The sequence below is a fragment of the Gordonia polyisoprenivorans NBRC 16320 = JCM 10675 genome (assembly GCF_000241325.1).
Taxonomy (GTDB): domain Bacteria; phylum Actinomycetota; class Actinomycetes; order Mycobacteriales; family Mycobacteriaceae; genus Gordonia; species Gordonia polyisoprenivorans.
Genome location: NZ_BAEI01000074.1, coordinates 13,241 through 27,351, shown reverse-complemented (window position 1 = coordinate 27,351; position 14,111 = coordinate 13,241). Strand labels below are relative to the sequence as shown.

Genomic DNA, 14,111 nt, shown 5'->3' with positions numbered 1-14,111 from the left:
GCCGATGAGCTGCCGGGCGGTCCGGGTGATCTCTGTCTACATCGCCTTCCGTGCGGGTCACTGCCCGGTCAACAGGAGGACCTTCCCGACGGAGTCCGCCGATTCGAGCAGCGCCTGCCCACGCTCGGCATCGGCGAGCGGAATCCGTGCGGAGATCACCGGCGCGACGAGGCCTTGTTCGACGAGCGGCCATTCGTCGGCCGCCACCGCCGCCACGATCTCGGCCTTCGATCCCGGACCGGTCAGGGGACGGTTGCGGACGTTGAGTCCGATGATCCGGGCCCGCTTGCCGATCAGTGCGGCGACGTTGACCTCGCCGGTGAAGCCGCCCTGCATCCCGATGATCACCAGTCTTCCGCCCACGGCGAGGGCGTCGATGTTGCGCGACAGGTAGCTGCCGCCCATGATGTCGAGGATCACATCGGCGCGGCCGGCCAGCTCGGCGGCGAAATCCTGTTCGCGGTAATTGATCACGAGGTCGGCACCGAGCGCTCGGCAGCGCTGGGCCTTGTACTCGGAGCCGACGGTCACCGCGACGCGAGCTCCGAGCGCCTTGGCCACCTGGATCGCGTGGGTGCCGATGCCGCTGCCACCGCCGTGCACGAGCAACAGCTCGCCCGCGCGGAGCCCGGCGTCGGCGACAACCGTGGACCAGACCGTGCTCGCCACCTCGGGCAGCGCCGCGGCGTCGATGAGCGACACCGCCGATGGCACGGAAAGCACCTGGGTCACCGGGACGACGGCGTAGTCGGCGTACCCGCCACCGGCGATGAGGGCGCACACCTGCTGCCCGAGCGCGGGGGAGTCGGGGCCGACGTCTCGACCGAGCGCGACGACGGTGCCGGAGATCTCCATGCCCATGACGTCGGTGATGCCGGGCGGTGGTGGATACAGCCCCTGGCGCTGCATCAGGTCGGCGCGGTTGATCCCGGCGGCGGCGACGCGGACGAGTACCTCGTCGGGTCCTGGTGTGGGAGTGGGGATGTCGGCGACGGTGAGGTTCTTTTCAGCGTTGACGACGATGGCTCGCATGGTGGACGGAACCGAGCTCGTCGGAGTGCGGCTCATCGGGCCGACCCGACCGAGAAGGGGACCGGCATGTGCAGCGCGGCCTGCGCCGACGTCGTGGCGTCGAAGCGGATGGTCCGCAGTGGCTTGAGGGAACGCAGAGCGTCGGCCATCCGGCCCTCGCCGACGGTCAACTCGAAACCCCGTGGAAACAATGATGTCCCGGTCGTCAGGAGGTTGGTCTGATTGAGCGTGGAGTGCCACGCTCCGTCGCGCCGGGTGTAGGAGGTGAGGGTCGAGACCCGCGCACCACTGGTGAAGTTCTTTTGCGCGGGAGTCGATGCCGTGAACCGGAGGTCGGTGCCTCCGGCGTCGTTGGCGATGCGTGCCGAGGTACGCGTCGAGTCGATGCTGACCTGAAGGTCGGTGACCCACTTGGGAAATCCGTATCCGTCGTGGCCACGCACCTGCGCGATCTCGGTGTTGACCGGTAGCGAGAGCACATACGAGTGCAGGTGATCGTTGGCGAGGGCCGACGCGAGGTCGGCAATGCCACGCCCACCGTGGCGGGCCGAACGCACCGCGACCCCGACAGCCGCCTCGGTGTAGAAATCGATGTCGCACACGTCATATCGGAAGAACATCACCGACACCAGTCCGAGGCCGGGTGCGATCTCCAGGGGGGCGAGCTCGCTGGGGATGCGAGCGCGGATCGCGCGACTCGGGGCGAGCATCGTGAGCCGAGCCGAGGCCATCGCGTAGTAGAAGTTCGGCGTGCGAGTGGTGCCGATCGGTGACTGCACCTGCGTTTTCGGGAGAGTCCGGAAGAAGTCGACGCCGGGCACGCCTGGCATGGCCGCCACCTCGTCGAGTGGCGCGTCCATCCGGTAGCGGTCGAACATGCCGTCTCGCGGAACCGTGACCAGGCGTCCGCCCAGGTCGACGTCGACGGTGTCATCAGTGGTGCTGGGGGTGCTCATGTGGTTGCTCCTCGCGCATAATGTATGCATTGCTCACATGAGGGTATGCCTGCGAAGTGAACGATGTCAACATTGACTGCGTCGGCCCGGATGGGGTGAGGTCAGTGACGCAAGGACGCCAGCACGACGGAGCGGATGGTCGAGTCGATCGTGTCCGGGGTCGACGAATCGAGCTTGCCGTCGAGGAAGAGGAATGCGAGGCCGTGCACCAGCGCCCACGCGCCGGTGGCCGTGGCATCCGGTGTGTCCGAGGGGATTGCGCGCTTCACGACGTCGCGGAGATAGGCGTGGATGGCCTCGACCGCCTCGACCCGCTCGGTGTTGTCGGTGTCGCAGACGCCGCCGAACATGATCCGGAACAGGCCGGGTCGGTCGATGGCGAAATGCACGTAGGCCACCGCGATATCGGCGAGATCTTGAGTCGAACTCGGATTCCGTTGCGCTGCTTGCAGAGTGGTGGCCAGTTCGCGATAGCCCACCGCAGCCACCGCGGACAACAGCGCGTTGCGGTCGGCGAAGTGGCGATAAGGGGCGCCGGTGGAGACCCCGGCCCGGCGCGCCACGGCTCGCAGCGACAGATCGGCGTCTGCGCCCTCGGCGTCGACGAGTTCGATCGCGGCACGGACCAGCGTGGCGGGCAGATCGCCGTGATGGTAAGCCGAACGAGGGGGCATGAAGCGAAGTGTATCCAGATCGATTCGCGAAGCGCCTCGCCGCCCGCGGGTGCGAGCGTCGGTTGACGTAGGGGAGCGCGAACGCCTAATGTATGCACCGTCTACATTGCGCCCGCAGAACGCGGACGCACGAAACCGAACCCACAGGAGCGTGTCTCATGGCGACTCGCATTCTCAACGTCGTCACCAACGTCGGGCATTACGACGACCCGTCCCACCCGACCGGCCTGTGGCTGTCGGAACTCACGCACGCGTGGCAGGTTTTCGACGACCGCGGCTTCGAGCAGACGATCGTCAGCCCGCGCGGCGGCCATGTCCCATTGGAGCCGCGATCACTGAAGTTCCCCAACTACGACAAGACCGCGAAGACCTGGCATGCCGATCCCGCGCGCATGCAACTGCTCGAGACCACCGCGTCACCCGACGAGATCGACTCCGCCAACTACGATGCCATCTACTTCACCGGCGGCCACGCGGTGATGTACGACTTTCCCGAAAGCGAAGGGCTACAGCGGATCACGCGTGAAATCTTCGAGCGGGGAGGGGTGGTCTCCTCGGTCTGCCACGGCTACTGCGGTCTGCTCAACACCACCCTGTCCGACGGCACCCTCCTCGTCGCCGGCCGCAAGGTCACCGGCTTTGCCTGGCAGGAAGAGGTGCTCGCGCGAGTGAACAAGCTGGTGCCCTACAACGCCGAGGCGGAGATGAAGAAGCGCGGCGCCCTGTACGAGAAAGGCCGACTGCCGTTCGTCTCGTACGCGGTGGTCGACGGAAACCTCGTCACCGGCCAGAACCCCGGATCGGCCAAGGAGACGGCTCTCAAGGTTGCGGCGCTGCTCTGATCGCAGTCGATTCCGTCGATCGCCGACGTGGGCGGTAGTCTGGTTCGGCACGCGCGAGTGGCGGAATTGGCAGACGCGCTGGATTTAGGTTCCAGTGTCCTAGGACGTGGGGGTTCAAGTCCCCCCTCGCGCACCATATGTCATGAGTCGCGACATCGTTGACGCACGATGTCGCGACTCATTGCGTTTCAGCGTTTGCGTGGGTCAGAGGGCGCCGTACTTGTCGATGATCGGTGCAAGCAATTCGGCCGCGCGCACCCCGGTGATCACCTCGTCGTTGCGGACCTTGGTGACCACCTTGGATTCGGCGTCCTCGTAGACGTGTTCGCCGATGAGCAGACCCTCCTCGGTGTAGGGCCACACGAATGCCAGCGTGCGACGCACGAGGTAGTAGGCATCGGCGTCGTACTGGGATTCCGGCGCAGTATCGCTACCGACCGCCGCGAAGACGTTGTCGCCGAGGAGCGCTCCGGGAACGAACTGATTGAACTGGGCTTCGCCGCTGAAGCCCCAATCGTTCACCGCCATTTTCTGCTTCCCCGTCCACATGACCAGCATGTCCATCTCCGCGAGCTGCTGATAGAACGTGCGTACCGCGTCCATGCCGTCGAGGATCACGCCCTGCCCGCCCTCGAACAGCCGATAGTGCGGGTGGCGGACGGTCATCGAGGGCGCCAGTAGATCCTCGTAGCGGCCGGACACCTCGAGGAGTCCGTGGCGTCTGTAATTGATCAGGATCTTGCGGTGCAGCGGGTTGTCGAGGCTCTCGATGAGTTCATCGACGTCGTCCATCATGTGGACGAACTCTTCTTCGTACGGGGTCTGAGCCGTGATGTTGCTGCTTGCCTGAATTGCGGTCATTCGATTCTCCTCATTCTGATTCCGTGCGTCACGCGGCCGGCAACGCGCGCATTTCGAAACGCTTCGACGACGTGGCGTCGGCGTGTTGGGCGACGTGGCCCGCGAGCGGTTGTGCGGGCTGAACGGGCTGAGCACCCCGCCACAAACGCTGATCTGAGTGAAGCGCCCGGCGCAGCGCGAAGCCATGTCCAGTTCGACGAGTTTGTTCGTCGATCGCTTAACGGTCCAGGTCACACCGCTGCTCCGGAAGTGAGGCGAGTCACAATTCGTTTAGACTGACTGATCGTGGACCTCAATTTGCGTCTGGTTCGGCGCCTCATCGCCGTCGTCGACGAAGGACATTTCGGACGGGCGGCCGATCGGAGCTTCATCAGCACACCCGCGCTGAGCCAGCAGATCCGAAAACTCGAACAGTCCCTCGGAGTCGATCTGGTCGATCGCACCTCCCACCCCGTGGTCCCGACAGAAGCGGGTCGCGCCTTTCTGACCGACGCCCGACTGGCCCTGAACGCCGCGGACCGAGCCGTCGCCTCGGCGGAGGCCTTTCGGCGGCGGGCCGCAAGCTCGGCACGTCTGGGATTCATGACCGCGAGCACCGGTATCCACCTGCGCGAGGTCCTCGACGAACTACAGCGGACGATGCCCTCGGCGACGGTGCAGTTGCTGGAGCTCCCTTGGCCCCGACAGATATCGGCGGTTCGCGAGCGCCAGGTCGACGCTGCACTGGTACGACCGCCGGTCACCGACACGAGTGGCTTGCGCTTTGACGTGGTGGTGCAGGAAGGGCGGGTTGCTGCGCTGCCCACCGGCCACCCGCTCGCGGCTCGAACGTCGATCGGCATAGGCGAACTCGACGATGAGCTGCATGTCGCCGACGACGAGGCGGATCCCGCATGGGTCCGCTGGTGGGCAAGCGATCCCCGTCCCGGTGGGAAGCCCGTGCGGTACGGGCCATCGGTCCAGACGATGGATGAGCTGCTGGAGGTGGTTGCCGCCAGGCAAGCGATGGCGATCACCGGACAGTTCGTCGCCGATGCGTACCGCAATCCCGGGGTGGTCTTCGTGCCGATCGAAGACATCGATCCATGTCCATTGTCGCTGTGCACGCGCGCCGATGATTTCTCGCCGCTCGTGAACGCACTTCGGCGCGCGGTTGCGTCGGTTCGTACCGGACGCAACGAAACTCGCTGACGTGGAAGGGCCGGTTCCTCGGTGGACCGGTCGGTGGGACCTCGGTCGTTACTCATCTGCTTAACGCCGAATGGGTAATGCGACATGGACATTCCGCGCTTCCGATCAGAAGGTGGTGATCGTCACACGACGCTGTGTGATTCACCCAAAGGAGTTCATTCGATGACGAACCATCTGTGTAGGGAGCGACGCGCATGACCACTCGCGTAGCCATTGTCACCGGCGCCGCCCGCGGCCTCGGAGCCGAGATCGCACTGCGCCTGGCCGCCGATTACGACGTGCTCGTTCTCGCCGACCTCTCGGCGGAACACCCTGAGCGGGAATCAGATCCACGCTGGCAGGAGGTCGACGCCGATGTGGTGCCGATCGCCTGTGATGTTCGCGATGCGGCCGCGGTGTCGGCGATGTTCGATACGGCCGCAGAGGCCGGGGCCCTGTGCGGCCTGGTGAACACCGCGGGCACCGGACTGTTCACACCGCTGGTCGAGATCGATCAACAATTGTGGGACAACACGTTTGCCGTCAATGCTCGCGGTACCTTCCTCACCTGCCAGGAGTTGGTGAAACGGGCCGACGGGCCCGCCGCGATCGTCAATATCGCCTCCATCGGCGCCCGGCTCGGCAATGAGATGCTCACGCACTACGGGGCGTCGAAGGCCGCTGTCATCGAACTCGGCCACAGTGTCGCGCGGTCGGGAGCGCTGCGCGAAATACGTTGCAACACGGTGCTCCCCGGCCTGATTCTCACCGATATGTGGCGACAGACCATTGCGTGGCTGCGCGGTCGCGACAGTTCTCTGGAGGGAGTATCTGACGACGACGTGTTCGCCGGTTTCGTTCAGCAGATGGTGCCCATGGGACGGCCCCAATCTGCTGGTGACATCGCCGAGATGGTGGCCTTCCTGCTCAGCGACAAGGCACGCAACGTCACCGGGCAGTCGATCGCCGTCGACGGTGGGGCGGTCATGAGCTGATGGCTCATGATGTCCTGGGCTGACGGAGCTCACCTACCAGGAACGAGGTGAGTCGGCAGTCTCACTGCCGTCGATGCCGCGACCGGCGAGACCGCTTCTGACCCAGTGACATTCCCGGGTCGCCGTGTCGGTCAACGAGCGGCGGGGCGTGGACCGATACGGCGACCTCGGGGGAGTGAACTTGCCGACGCTGAGCTGCGGTAACGTGATTCAACAAGAGTGCAGAACGCGCTCCGGCGGGAATGCATCGCTTTTCACGACGAGAAGAACTCGCGCCAAGGAGGATTCTGTTGGCTCTGAGGTATCCGCTTCCGCAGACGAATGATGCGTTGCTGGTGCGCACCTACTGCGATCCGGCGACCGATCAAGCGTGGGGGGCCCTTGTCTGGGAAGCGAGTGCTCCGGTGGACTTTGAGCACGAAGAGGGTCGATTTCGTGCGAACTTTCAGTACATCGATGACCGCGCATATGACGGTGTGACTGTCGACGACATTGTCGACTCGGCGCCGGAACCCCCGCCGTTCTTCGTCTTCGTTGCTGACGAGGCGACTCTCAGCTCGCCCGATCACGCCGTGCTTGTCGTTGATCTGCTGCACCAACCGGGTCGAACGGTGCGGGTGCGACCGCGTGACCTGTGGTCTGTCGAGAACAACCTCTCCTTGGGAAACATGGGTTTCGACGACTTCGCGAGGGCTGCCGTCGACGGTGTGTTCCCCGGTTTCGGGTGAGCACTGGATTCGACGCCTGCCGACCGCCAGCCGATCGAGCACAATAAGCCATGCGCACCGACAACCCCTGGACCCTGCTCGGGTCGACGATGCCCTACGAGAATCCGTGGATGCGTGTTCGCGAGGATCGGGTGATCACACCTCTGGGAACCGAGGGCATCTATGGCGTGGTGGAGTCCAACGATTCGGTCATGATCGCTGCACTCGACGATGCCGACAGGCTCTACCTGGTGCGGACATTTGCCTACCCGTCACAGCAATGGCACTGGGAACTGCCCGGGGGTGGCGGCGACGGTCAAGAGGTACTGACAGCCGCGGCGCGAGAGCTCCACGAGGAGACCGGGATTCGAGCCTCGGCCTGGGAAGTTCTCGGCCGTACACGCGTCTGCAACGGGCTCATGACCGAACGGATGGCCACCTGCCTGGCCCGTGACCTCACCTTCGACGGAGAGCGTGAGGTCTCCGACGAGCAGTTCGACGACGCGGATTTCTTCACAATGGCCGAAGTCGACGAGATGGTGGCCACCGGTGGGATCGACGACGGCCAGAGCATCACGGCAATTCACCTGGTGCAGAAGTGGATCGACCACGCTCGCCGATGAGCGCGGTCGACCGGTTCTAGTTGATGCCCGGGATCCGGATCGGTAGACCCGGGATGACCGGCGCCGGCGTCGACGTCGGCGAGGACGCGCCGCGGCGCGGTGAGCTCGACGGTGCGGAACTCGACGGTCGGCCCGGCCGGGCGACGGTCGGCGTGGTCGTACTCGCCGACGGCAAGACCGCATTGTCGCGATTGACCTGTGCGCCGCGGCCGGTCCCGGTGGTGTCGTCCTCATTCAGGCACATCGATCGGATCACGTTGTGGTAGTTGACGAGCCCGTAGGTCAGAGGTAGCGCCGCCACGGCGCCGATGGCCCGCGTGGGGGAGAGGAAGCCGACGGTCGGGCTTCCCAGGATCTGACCTTCGGCCAAGCCGCCGACCGTGGTGAACAGGTAGAGCGACAGATAGTACGAGTAGTAGGCGGCGGTGAGCGACTTGGTGACGGTCAGGTCGGCGACGCTCACGGTCTCGAACGGATTGTCTCCCTGATCGAGGTTGTGCTTGAGGCCGATCGTGATGTCGAGCGGGGCGCCGCCGACGTAGGGGATCAGACTGCCGACGAGCGAGGCGAAGGACTCGAGTTGTGTGAAGTCGGCTGGATCGGCGGGAATCAGGTTGTGCGGCACCTGGGTTGCCCGCATCTTCGCCAGAATCGCGTTGGTCTCGCTCGCGATCTTCTGCTTCTGTGCGTCGGTGGTGACCAGTTGTTGCGCATACTCGCCGGTGCGGGTGACGATGCGGCTGAGCGGCAGCGTGCCGATCTGCCGGCAGTTGTCATTGTCGGCGAGCGCGAGCTGTCCTGCGGCGGCGCGCACCGCGGCGGGGATGTCGATGTGGTAGGTGACGTCGTCGCTGGGGCGCCCGGCCTGCTCTCGCTGATCTTCGGTGACCCGGGCGACGCACTGGTTCATCACCATGTTGGAGATCCCCTGATACAGGTACTGCGACCCCAGGACGCCGCCCTGTACGGCGAGTTGCAGGATGGTGTTGTACGTGAAATACCCCTGGTAGCTGTCGAGAGCCGTGCCGGTCAACGGACTACCCAAGAACGGGGTGAGCTGAACGGCGAGTTTCACCGGCGCGACGACGGTGACGAACAGATACAGCCACACCGTCTCCACCGCCTGGGTCAGGGTGATGTTGCCGAGCGGAATCGCCTCGTTCTCCTGGCCATCGCGAATCTTCAACAGCTGCGTGACAATCCACTGCGACACCGGGCCGCGATAGGTCATCGACGGATCGGCGGAGTCGGCGCCGAGTGCCATCGGGTTGTCGGATATCGCCAGCGTAGAGACGTTCAGGCGCTTCATGTCCCGATGCGCGGCATCGCGTGCGGCGTAGGCGTTCTGGCGCAGTTGCGGGGGCAGCGAAGGCAACAGAGATTCAAACAGCGAGTCATACACCACCGACAAACTGGTGAACTCACCACTGACGCAGACCGTCGCCTTGCCCTGGTTCTCCTGCAGAGGCGCGAGCAACGAGCGCGGGCTCTGCGCGATACGGTCGATCCGCTCCTGATAGGTCTCGGGCTCAGGAGCCTTCGGGGACTTCGGGGCCGCCTTCTCCGCGACCGGTGCGGGAGCAGGGACCAACGCCGGATTGATCACCGCCGCAGTGCCGTTGGAAGTGAACGCGCTTGCCGAGAACGCCGTGAGCGTCGCCACCGCCGACACCCGTACGGCCCACGTGCGAGCACGTCGCGAGCGTCGATTCCCCACCGCACCAACAGTCTTCACGCGCACTCCTCCGACCCCAGAACAGACATCCGGCCTCGGTTCTCCGGCATCGGCCAGGGGCCTCGAGGAGAAGTCCTCGTGCGGGAAACCGAAAGTAAAGTTAGCATAACCTTTGCATTACGAGCGGATCGTGACCGCAATCACGACCGGGGCGGGGCTGCGTCGAGGACGGGCCTGGTCAACGAGTAGGTCGTCAACCAAGGTTGACCCGCGGCGAGCTCCGGTGAATGATGATGCCATGCGCACAAGCCTCGGACCAGATGAATCGGGTGACCCCGACAACCCGGTGACCGCCTTGACCGCCGTCGCCCGGCGTCGTGCCGAGATCGCCCGTGACGAGGAGGTCGCCGTCCGACGAGCCCGCGCGGCCGGCCTTTCCTGGGCCGAAATCGGTGTGTTGCTTGGCGTTTCCAAACAGGCCATGCACAAGAAGTATCGGAGCGTCGGTTGATGACGACGCTGCCTCTGCAGTCGCGCCCGGTGGTGCTCGCCCTCGGAGCCGACCTACGCGCCGCCGGCTACACCGCGGACGGGGTGGCGGCGGCGCTCGGCGACGACGCCAACGATGCCTTGGGGCGCGGGGTCTGGTGGCCCGCGTTGCGCGCAGCGCGTCCCGGCGGTGCCCGGGAGTCGCTGTCGACATTGATCAGGCTGTTCCTGCTCGGCTCCGACGAGGACGAGCCGACGCTGGCGGCGGCCTTCCCGAGCACCGGCGTGCAGGCGCTGATCGCCGAAGGCGTCGTCGAACAGCGCCCCGACGGCCGATACCGCGCGATCCTCGATATCCGACCCCACGCCGACGATGCCAACGACTTTCTCGTGATCTCCGATCAGGACGCGGCGATGCGCAGCGGACCCGTGGCCCACGACCACGTGCTCGGCATCGGTGGAGCGTCGATCTCGTTGGCGCGCGCGGTGATCCGCGACCGCGTCGATACGGCCCTGGATCTCGGCACGGGGTGTGGCATCCAAGCATTGCATCTCGACGCCCACTGCGGGTCCATCGTGGCCACCGACACCAATCCACGAGCTCTGGCCCTGGCCGCGGCCACCGCGACGCTCAACGACATGACCTGGGATCTGCGGGCGGGCAGTCTGTTCGAGCCGGTCGCCGGGGAACGGTTCGACCTGATCGTGTCCAACCCGCCGTTCGTGGTCGGGGCCGGCGCACAGGACTACATCTACCGTGACTCCGGACGGGCCGGCGACGCCCTGTGCGCCGAGCTGATCGCCGGGTTGCCGGACCACCTGACCGACGGTGGTACCGCCCAGTTGCTCGCCAACTGGATGGTGCGCGACGGCGCCGACTGGCGACAACGCGTCGGCGGCTGGTTGGCCGGCACCGGACTCGACGCCTGGGTGGTGCAACGAGAGCTCGCCGATCCGATCAGCTACATCTCGCTGTGGCTCTCCGATGCCGGCGAGGATCCCGACCAGGTCGCCCGACGCGGCTCCGACTGGTTCGATTGGTTCGCCGAGGAGAAGATCACCGGAATCGGCATGGGCGTCATCACCGTTCGCAAGCGCGCCGGCTCGCGATCAACCGATGGCGAGCACACCCTCGAAGAGATCACCGCTGCGGGGGAGGAGGTGACCGGTCCCGAGGCCAAAGCCTTCCTGGACCGGCGCGCCTACCTGCGTGCCCACGACGACGACCACCTGCTGACGGCTCGGTTGGCCTGTGCGCCGGTGTTCTGCGAGACACAATCCTTACCCGGCGACGACGGTTGGCAGGAGATCGGGTCGGCGGTGCGGCGCCCCGGCGGACCGGGCGCTGTCCTCGGCGTCGACGAGGTATCGCGAGCGCTGCTTGCCGGATGTCGCGGAGCGGTCGAACTGGGCACCCTGATCGATTTGCTTGCCGCGCACCACGGTGTCGACGCCGACGCATTGGCACAGGCAGCACTTCCCGTGGTCCGCGAGGCGATCGGCCGCGGAATCCTCTTCGAGGTTCGGTGAATGTCCGATCCCGCACGACTCTTCACCGACTGTTCACCTGGTGTGAAACCGGTCGATGCCGTGTGATCCGGTGACCTCCGTGAGGTGAGACACCGAGATGTGTGGTGCCGGCGTTGCCGGCCGGACCCGGAGGAGACCATGAGGCGTCGGACAGTGAACTCGATGGTGGCAGCGATCCTGGCTGCCGCAGCATTGGTGCTCCCCACCGCGGTGGCGCAATCGCCGGCCACTGCCGCCCCGGCATGCGCGTTCGCGCCGACGCAGGTGCCCGCATCCGCAGGTTTCGCTGCAGGGCAAACCGATCAGGCATTCGCGACCCCCGCGCCGCGCGATCACATCGCCATCCTGGACGGCTTCTCGTCGATCTCCCCGCTGGTGCGTCAACAGAACCTCGCCGAGGCGGTCGCCATCAACAACACCGCGAGCCCGGCGACCGCCCGCGCCGCGGTGAACGACAACTATGCGATCGAGGGCCCGGCGATCTTCGACGCACTGGGTTCCCGTCTGGCTCCGGCGTTCTACGCGGCGCTGCGTGCCGGACAGTTGCCGAAGACCGCCGCGCTGCTACTCGGCGACGAGTCGCCGGCCGGCGAGCGGACCGGAACCAGCAAGGAGAAGAAGTACTTCCAGTACCCGCGGCCGTTCGAGGTTGCGCCGCAACTGATCCGCCACTACGGCGACGGCCGCCCCGATCTGTACGCGGCGGTGCGCGGTAGCGGCTCCTACCCGTCGGGTCACACCACCTGGGGCTACACCCAGGCCTTCCTGATCGCGGCGATGTTGCCCGAGGAGGGCCCGCAGATTCTCGCGCGCGGCGCCGACTACGGGTACCACCGCGTTGTGCTCGGGGTGCACTATCCGCTCGACGTCATCGGTGGTCGGATGCTCGCGCAGGCCGTGACCTCCGAGATGCTCGGTGACCCGCGGTTCGCCGGGTTGTTCGCGCAGGCGCGTACCGAGCTGCGGGCGGTGCTGCAAGCACGCGTGGGCGCCCCGATTGGGGCGATCGTCGCCTGCCAGCAGGCCGCCCAGCCCACCGCGACGGCGCTGACGACCTACCGGCAGCGTGCGACCTTCTCCTTCCTGCCGTCCGGGGCGGCCCAGGCGGAGAACGTCCCCGCAGGAGCCGAAAACCTCATCCGCGCCGCACATCCCGGACTCAGCACGGCCCAGCTGCGCGACATCCTGGCCCGGACCGCGTTGCCCGCCGGCTACCCCCTGGACAAGAGCGGGCTGTCCGGCGGATGGCAGCGGCTCGACATCGCACGCGCATGGGTGACCCGCTGAGAGTGCCCTCGAGCGCGTGCCGTCGCGGCCGGATGGTCAGCCGAAGGTGGTGTCGAGGGCGCGGGTGAGATCGTCGACGAGATCGTCCGCGTCCTCCAGCCCGACCGAGAACCGCAAGTGCCCAAAGGTGCGAAAGGGCTTGGGATAGGCGGCGACCCGTGGTCCGTCGGTGCCGACGTGCACGATGAGCGACTCGTCGTGACCCAGCGAGACCGCCGAGGTGATCACTCGCAGGTGCGACACGAACCGATTCTGGGTCGCCGGATCACCGTCGACGGCGAAGGCCATCATTGCGCCGAACCCGCGCCCGCCGAATTGCCGTGCGGCGAGGTCGTGTTGTGGATGGGTGGCCAGCCCCGGATAGGCCACGTACGCGATTCGCGGATCGCCGGCGAGGAGTTCGGCGAGTCGCTGTGCGGTCGTCTGATGCTGACGCAGCCGCAGCGGCAGGGTGATGGACCCGCGGTCGATCAGCCACGCGTTGAACGGTGAGATGACCCCGCCGACGTCGACCATCGCCTCGGACTTGATCCGTGCGATGAGATGCTGCGCGCCGATCACCGCGCCACCCATGGCATCTCCGTGTCCGTTGATGTACTTGGTGAGCGAGTGCACGACGAGATCGGCGCCGTCGGTCAACGGCCGATACAGCGGCGGGGGAGTGAAGGTCGAGTCGACCATCAACAGCGCATCGGCGCGGTGCGCGATCTCGGCGAGTGCGCCGATGTCGGCGACCTTGGTGGTCGGGTTCGCGATGGCCTCGGTGACGAGCATCCGGGTGGTGGGCCGGACAGCTGCGACGACGGCGTCGAGATCGGTGGCGTCGACGAAGCTTGCCTCGATGCCATACTTGCGCGGCATCAGTTCGGTCCACAGTTTGAACGTCGCCTCATAGGTCGTGTCGGAGACCACCACGTGGTCGCCGGTGGCGAGGAACGTGAAGAACACCGCGTGCAGGGCAGCGACGCCGGAGGCGAGTGCGACGGAGTCGTCGCCGTGGTCGAGTAGTGCCAGTTTTCGCTGCAGCGCAGCCTGATTGGCGCCGGTGTTGCGGGTGTAGAAGAGTTGATCGGTGCCCGACCAGTCGGCGGTCTCCGGATTCGGTGGCAGGTGATACGAGTTGGCCATGGTGATCGGGGTACGGATCGAGGGCCCGCTCGTGTCATTGCCCGCGTGCACACACGCCGTCATGTCGCCGCTCGCGCGCAGTAAGTCGTCGGTGTGCTCATCCATGTCGCTTCCACTCCGCTCGGCCGTCGGTCAGATCGTG

Annotated in this window: 14 protein-coding genes and 1 tRNA gene; 9 read left to right on the top strand and 6 right to left on the bottom strand. The window is 66.0% G+C overall.

Annotated elements, in window-relative coordinates:
* Nucleotides 1-57: 57 nt before the first annotated feature.
* From GOPIP_RS19775 to GOPIP_RS19765, 3 genes are all read right to left on the bottom strand, one after another.
* Nucleotides 58-1,032, bottom strand: coding sequence for an NAD(P)H-quinone oxidoreductase (locus GOPIP_RS19775; protein ID WP_014359669.1), 975 nt, complete (start codon nucleotides 1,030-1,032; stop codon nucleotides 58-60).
* Nucleotides 1,033-1,064: 32 nt separating this feature from the next.
* Nucleotides 1,065-1,988 (bottom strand): acetoacetate decarboxylase family protein, encoded by a 924-nt coding sequence (locus GOPIP_RS19770; RefSeq protein WP_006371552.1) that lies wholly within the window; start codon nucleotides 1,986-1,988, stop codon nucleotides 1,065-1,067.
* 101 nt (nucleotides 1,989-2,089) lie between these two features.
* Complete coding sequence (locus tag GOPIP_RS19765) at nucleotides 2,090-2,662, bottom strand: TetR/AcrR family transcriptional regulator (RefSeq protein ID WP_006371549.1); 573 nt, start codon at nucleotides 2,660-2,662, stop codon at nucleotides 2,090-2,092.
* A gap of 158 nt (nucleotides 2,663-2,820) precedes the next feature.
* Here GOPIP_RS19765 and GOPIP_RS19760 point away from each other — a divergent pair, with 158 nt between their 5' ends.
* Both GOPIP_RS19760 and GOPIP_RS19755 read left to right on the top strand, forming a co-directional pair.
* On the top strand, nucleotides 2,821-3,504 hold the full coding sequence (locus GOPIP_RS19760; protein ID WP_006371547.1) for a type 1 glutamine amidotransferase domain-containing protein: 684 nt from the start codon (nucleotides 2,821-2,823) through the stop codon (nucleotides 3,502-3,504).
* 51 nt (nucleotides 3,505-3,555) lie between these two features.
* Nucleotides 3,556-3,640, top strand: a tRNA-Leu gene (locus tag GOPIP_RS19755).
* A gap of 68 nt (nucleotides 3,641-3,708) precedes the next feature.
* Here GOPIP_RS19755 and GOPIP_RS19750 read toward each other — a convergent pair.
* Complete coding sequence (locus GOPIP_RS19750) at nucleotides 3,709-4,365, bottom strand: hypothetical protein (RefSeq protein WP_006371545.1); 657 nt, start codon at nucleotides 4,363-4,365, stop codon at nucleotides 3,709-3,711.
* 285 nt (nucleotides 4,366-4,650) lie between these two features.
* Here GOPIP_RS19750 and GOPIP_RS19745 point away from each other — a divergent pair, with 285 nt between their 5' ends.
* The 4 genes from GOPIP_RS19745 to GOPIP_RS19730 all read left to right on the top strand — a co-directional run bounded on the left by GOPIP_RS19745 (nucleotide 4,651) and on the right by GOPIP_RS19730 (nucleotide 7,860).
* A complete protein-coding gene (locus tag GOPIP_RS19745; protein WP_035728488.1) occupies nucleotides 4,651-5,556 on the top strand; it encodes a LysR family transcriptional regulator in 906 nt (301 codons plus the stop codon).
* A 194-nt stretch (nucleotides 5,557-5,750) separates the two neighbouring features.
* Complete coding sequence (locus GOPIP_RS19740) at nucleotides 5,751-6,530, top strand: SDR family NAD(P)-dependent oxidoreductase (RefSeq protein ID WP_006371542.1); 780 nt, start codon at nucleotides 5,751-5,753, stop codon at nucleotides 6,528-6,530.
* Between the two features lie 290 nt (nucleotides 6,531-6,820).
* Nucleotides 6,821-7,258, top strand: a complete 438-nt coding sequence (locus tag GOPIP_RS19735) for a DUF6924 domain-containing protein (RefSeq protein WP_006371541.1) — start codon at nucleotides 6,821-6,823, stop codon at nucleotides 7,256-7,258.
* A 50-nt stretch (nucleotides 7,259-7,308) separates the two neighbouring features.
* Nucleotides 7,309-7,860 (top strand): NUDIX domain-containing protein, encoded by a 552-nt coding sequence (locus GOPIP_RS19730; RefSeq protein ID WP_006371540.1) that lies wholly within the window; start codon nucleotides 7,309-7,311, stop codon nucleotides 7,858-7,860.
* 16 nt (nucleotides 7,861-7,876) lie between these two features.
* Here GOPIP_RS19730 and GOPIP_RS19725 read toward each other — a convergent pair whose 3' ends face one another.
* Nucleotides 7,877-9,595: a hypothetical protein gene (locus GOPIP_RS19725; protein WP_006371539.1), complete on the bottom strand. Its 1,719-nt coding sequence runs from the start codon at nucleotides 9,593-9,595 to the stop codon at nucleotides 7,877-7,879.
* Nucleotides 9,596-9,833: 238 nt separating this feature from the next.
* Between GOPIP_RS19725 and GOPIP_RS19720 the strand changes: the two genes are divergently transcribed.
* The 3 genes from GOPIP_RS19720 (at nucleotide 9,834) to GOPIP_RS19710 (ending at nucleotide 12,841) form a co-directional block, all read left to right on the top strand.
* The gene (locus GOPIP_RS19720) at nucleotides 9,834-10,046 is read left to right on the top strand and encodes a hypothetical protein (RefSeq protein WP_006371538.1); all 213 of its coding nucleotides are present in this window, start codon (nucleotides 9,834-9,836) and stop codon (nucleotides 10,044-10,046) included.
* A complete protein-coding gene (locus GOPIP_RS19715) occupies nucleotides 10,046-11,554 on the top strand; it encodes a DUF7782 domain-containing protein (RefSeq protein ID WP_006371537.1) in 1,509 nt (502 codons plus the stop codon). Before GOPIP_RS19720 ends, GOPIP_RS19715 begins: the two co-directional genes overlap by 1 nt.
* Nucleotides 11,555-11,692: 138 nt before the next feature.
* Nucleotides 11,693-12,841, top strand: a complete 1,149-nt coding sequence (locus tag GOPIP_RS19710) for an acid phosphatase (RefSeq protein WP_020171607.1) — start codon at nucleotides 11,693-11,695, stop codon at nucleotides 12,839-12,841.
* Between the two features lie 36 nt (nucleotides 12,842-12,877).
* Here the strand turns inward: GOPIP_RS19710 and GOPIP_RS19705 are convergent, their stop codons facing one another.
* The gene (locus tag GOPIP_RS19705; RefSeq protein ID WP_006371535.1) at nucleotides 12,878-14,074 is read right to left on the bottom strand and encodes a trans-sulfuration enzyme family protein; all 1,197 of its coding nucleotides are present in this window, start codon (nucleotides 14,072-14,074) and stop codon (nucleotides 12,878-12,880) included.
* Between the last annotated feature and the right edge of the window lie 37 nt (nucleotides 14,075-14,111).

Excerpts from the sequence above, each read along its gene's own strand:
- GOPIP_RS19770 (WP_006371552.1), bottom strand. The coding sequence starts at position 1,988 with ATGAGCACCCCCAGCACCACTGATGACACCGTCGACGTCGACCTGGGC.
- GOPIP_RS19730 (WP_006371540.1), top strand. The coding sequence starts at position 7,309 with ATGCGCACCGACAACCCCTGGACCCTGCTCGGGTCGACGATGCCCTAC.
- GOPIP_RS19720 (WP_006371538.1), top strand. The coding sequence starts at position 9,834 with ATGCGCACAAGCCTCGGACCAGATGAATCGGGTGACCCCGACAACCCG.
- GOPIP_RS19775 (WP_014359669.1), bottom strand. The coding sequence starts at position 1,032 with ATGCGAGCCATCGTCGTCAACGCTGAAAAGAACCTCACCGTCGCCGAC.
- GOPIP_RS19715 (WP_006371537.1), top strand. The coding sequence starts at position 10,046 with ATGACGACGCTGCCTCTGCAGTCGCGCCCGGTGGTGCTCGCCCTCGGA.
- GOPIP_RS19765 (WP_006371549.1), bottom strand. The coding sequence starts at position 2,662 with ATGCCCCCTCGTTCGGCTTACCATCACGGCGATCTGCCCGCCACGCTG.
- GOPIP_RS19760 (WP_006371547.1), top strand. The coding sequence starts at position 2,821 with ATGGCGACTCGCATTCTCAACGTCGTCACCAACGTCGGGCATTACGAC.
- GOPIP_RS19750 (WP_006371545.1), bottom strand. The coding sequence starts at position 4,365 with ATGACCGCAATTCAGGCAAGCAGCAACATCACGGCTCAGACCCCGTAC.
- GOPIP_RS19705 (WP_006371535.1), bottom strand. The coding sequence starts at position 14,074 with ATGGATGAGCACACCGACGACTTACTGCGCGCGAGCGGCGACATGACG.
- GOPIP_RS19710 (WP_020171607.1), top strand. The coding sequence starts at position 11,693 with ATGAGGCGTCGGACAGTGAACTCGATGGTGGCAGCGATCCTGGCTGCC.
- GOPIP_RS19740 (WP_006371542.1), top strand. The coding sequence starts at position 5,751 with ATGACCACTCGCGTAGCCATTGTCACCGGCGCCGCCCGCGGCCTCGGA.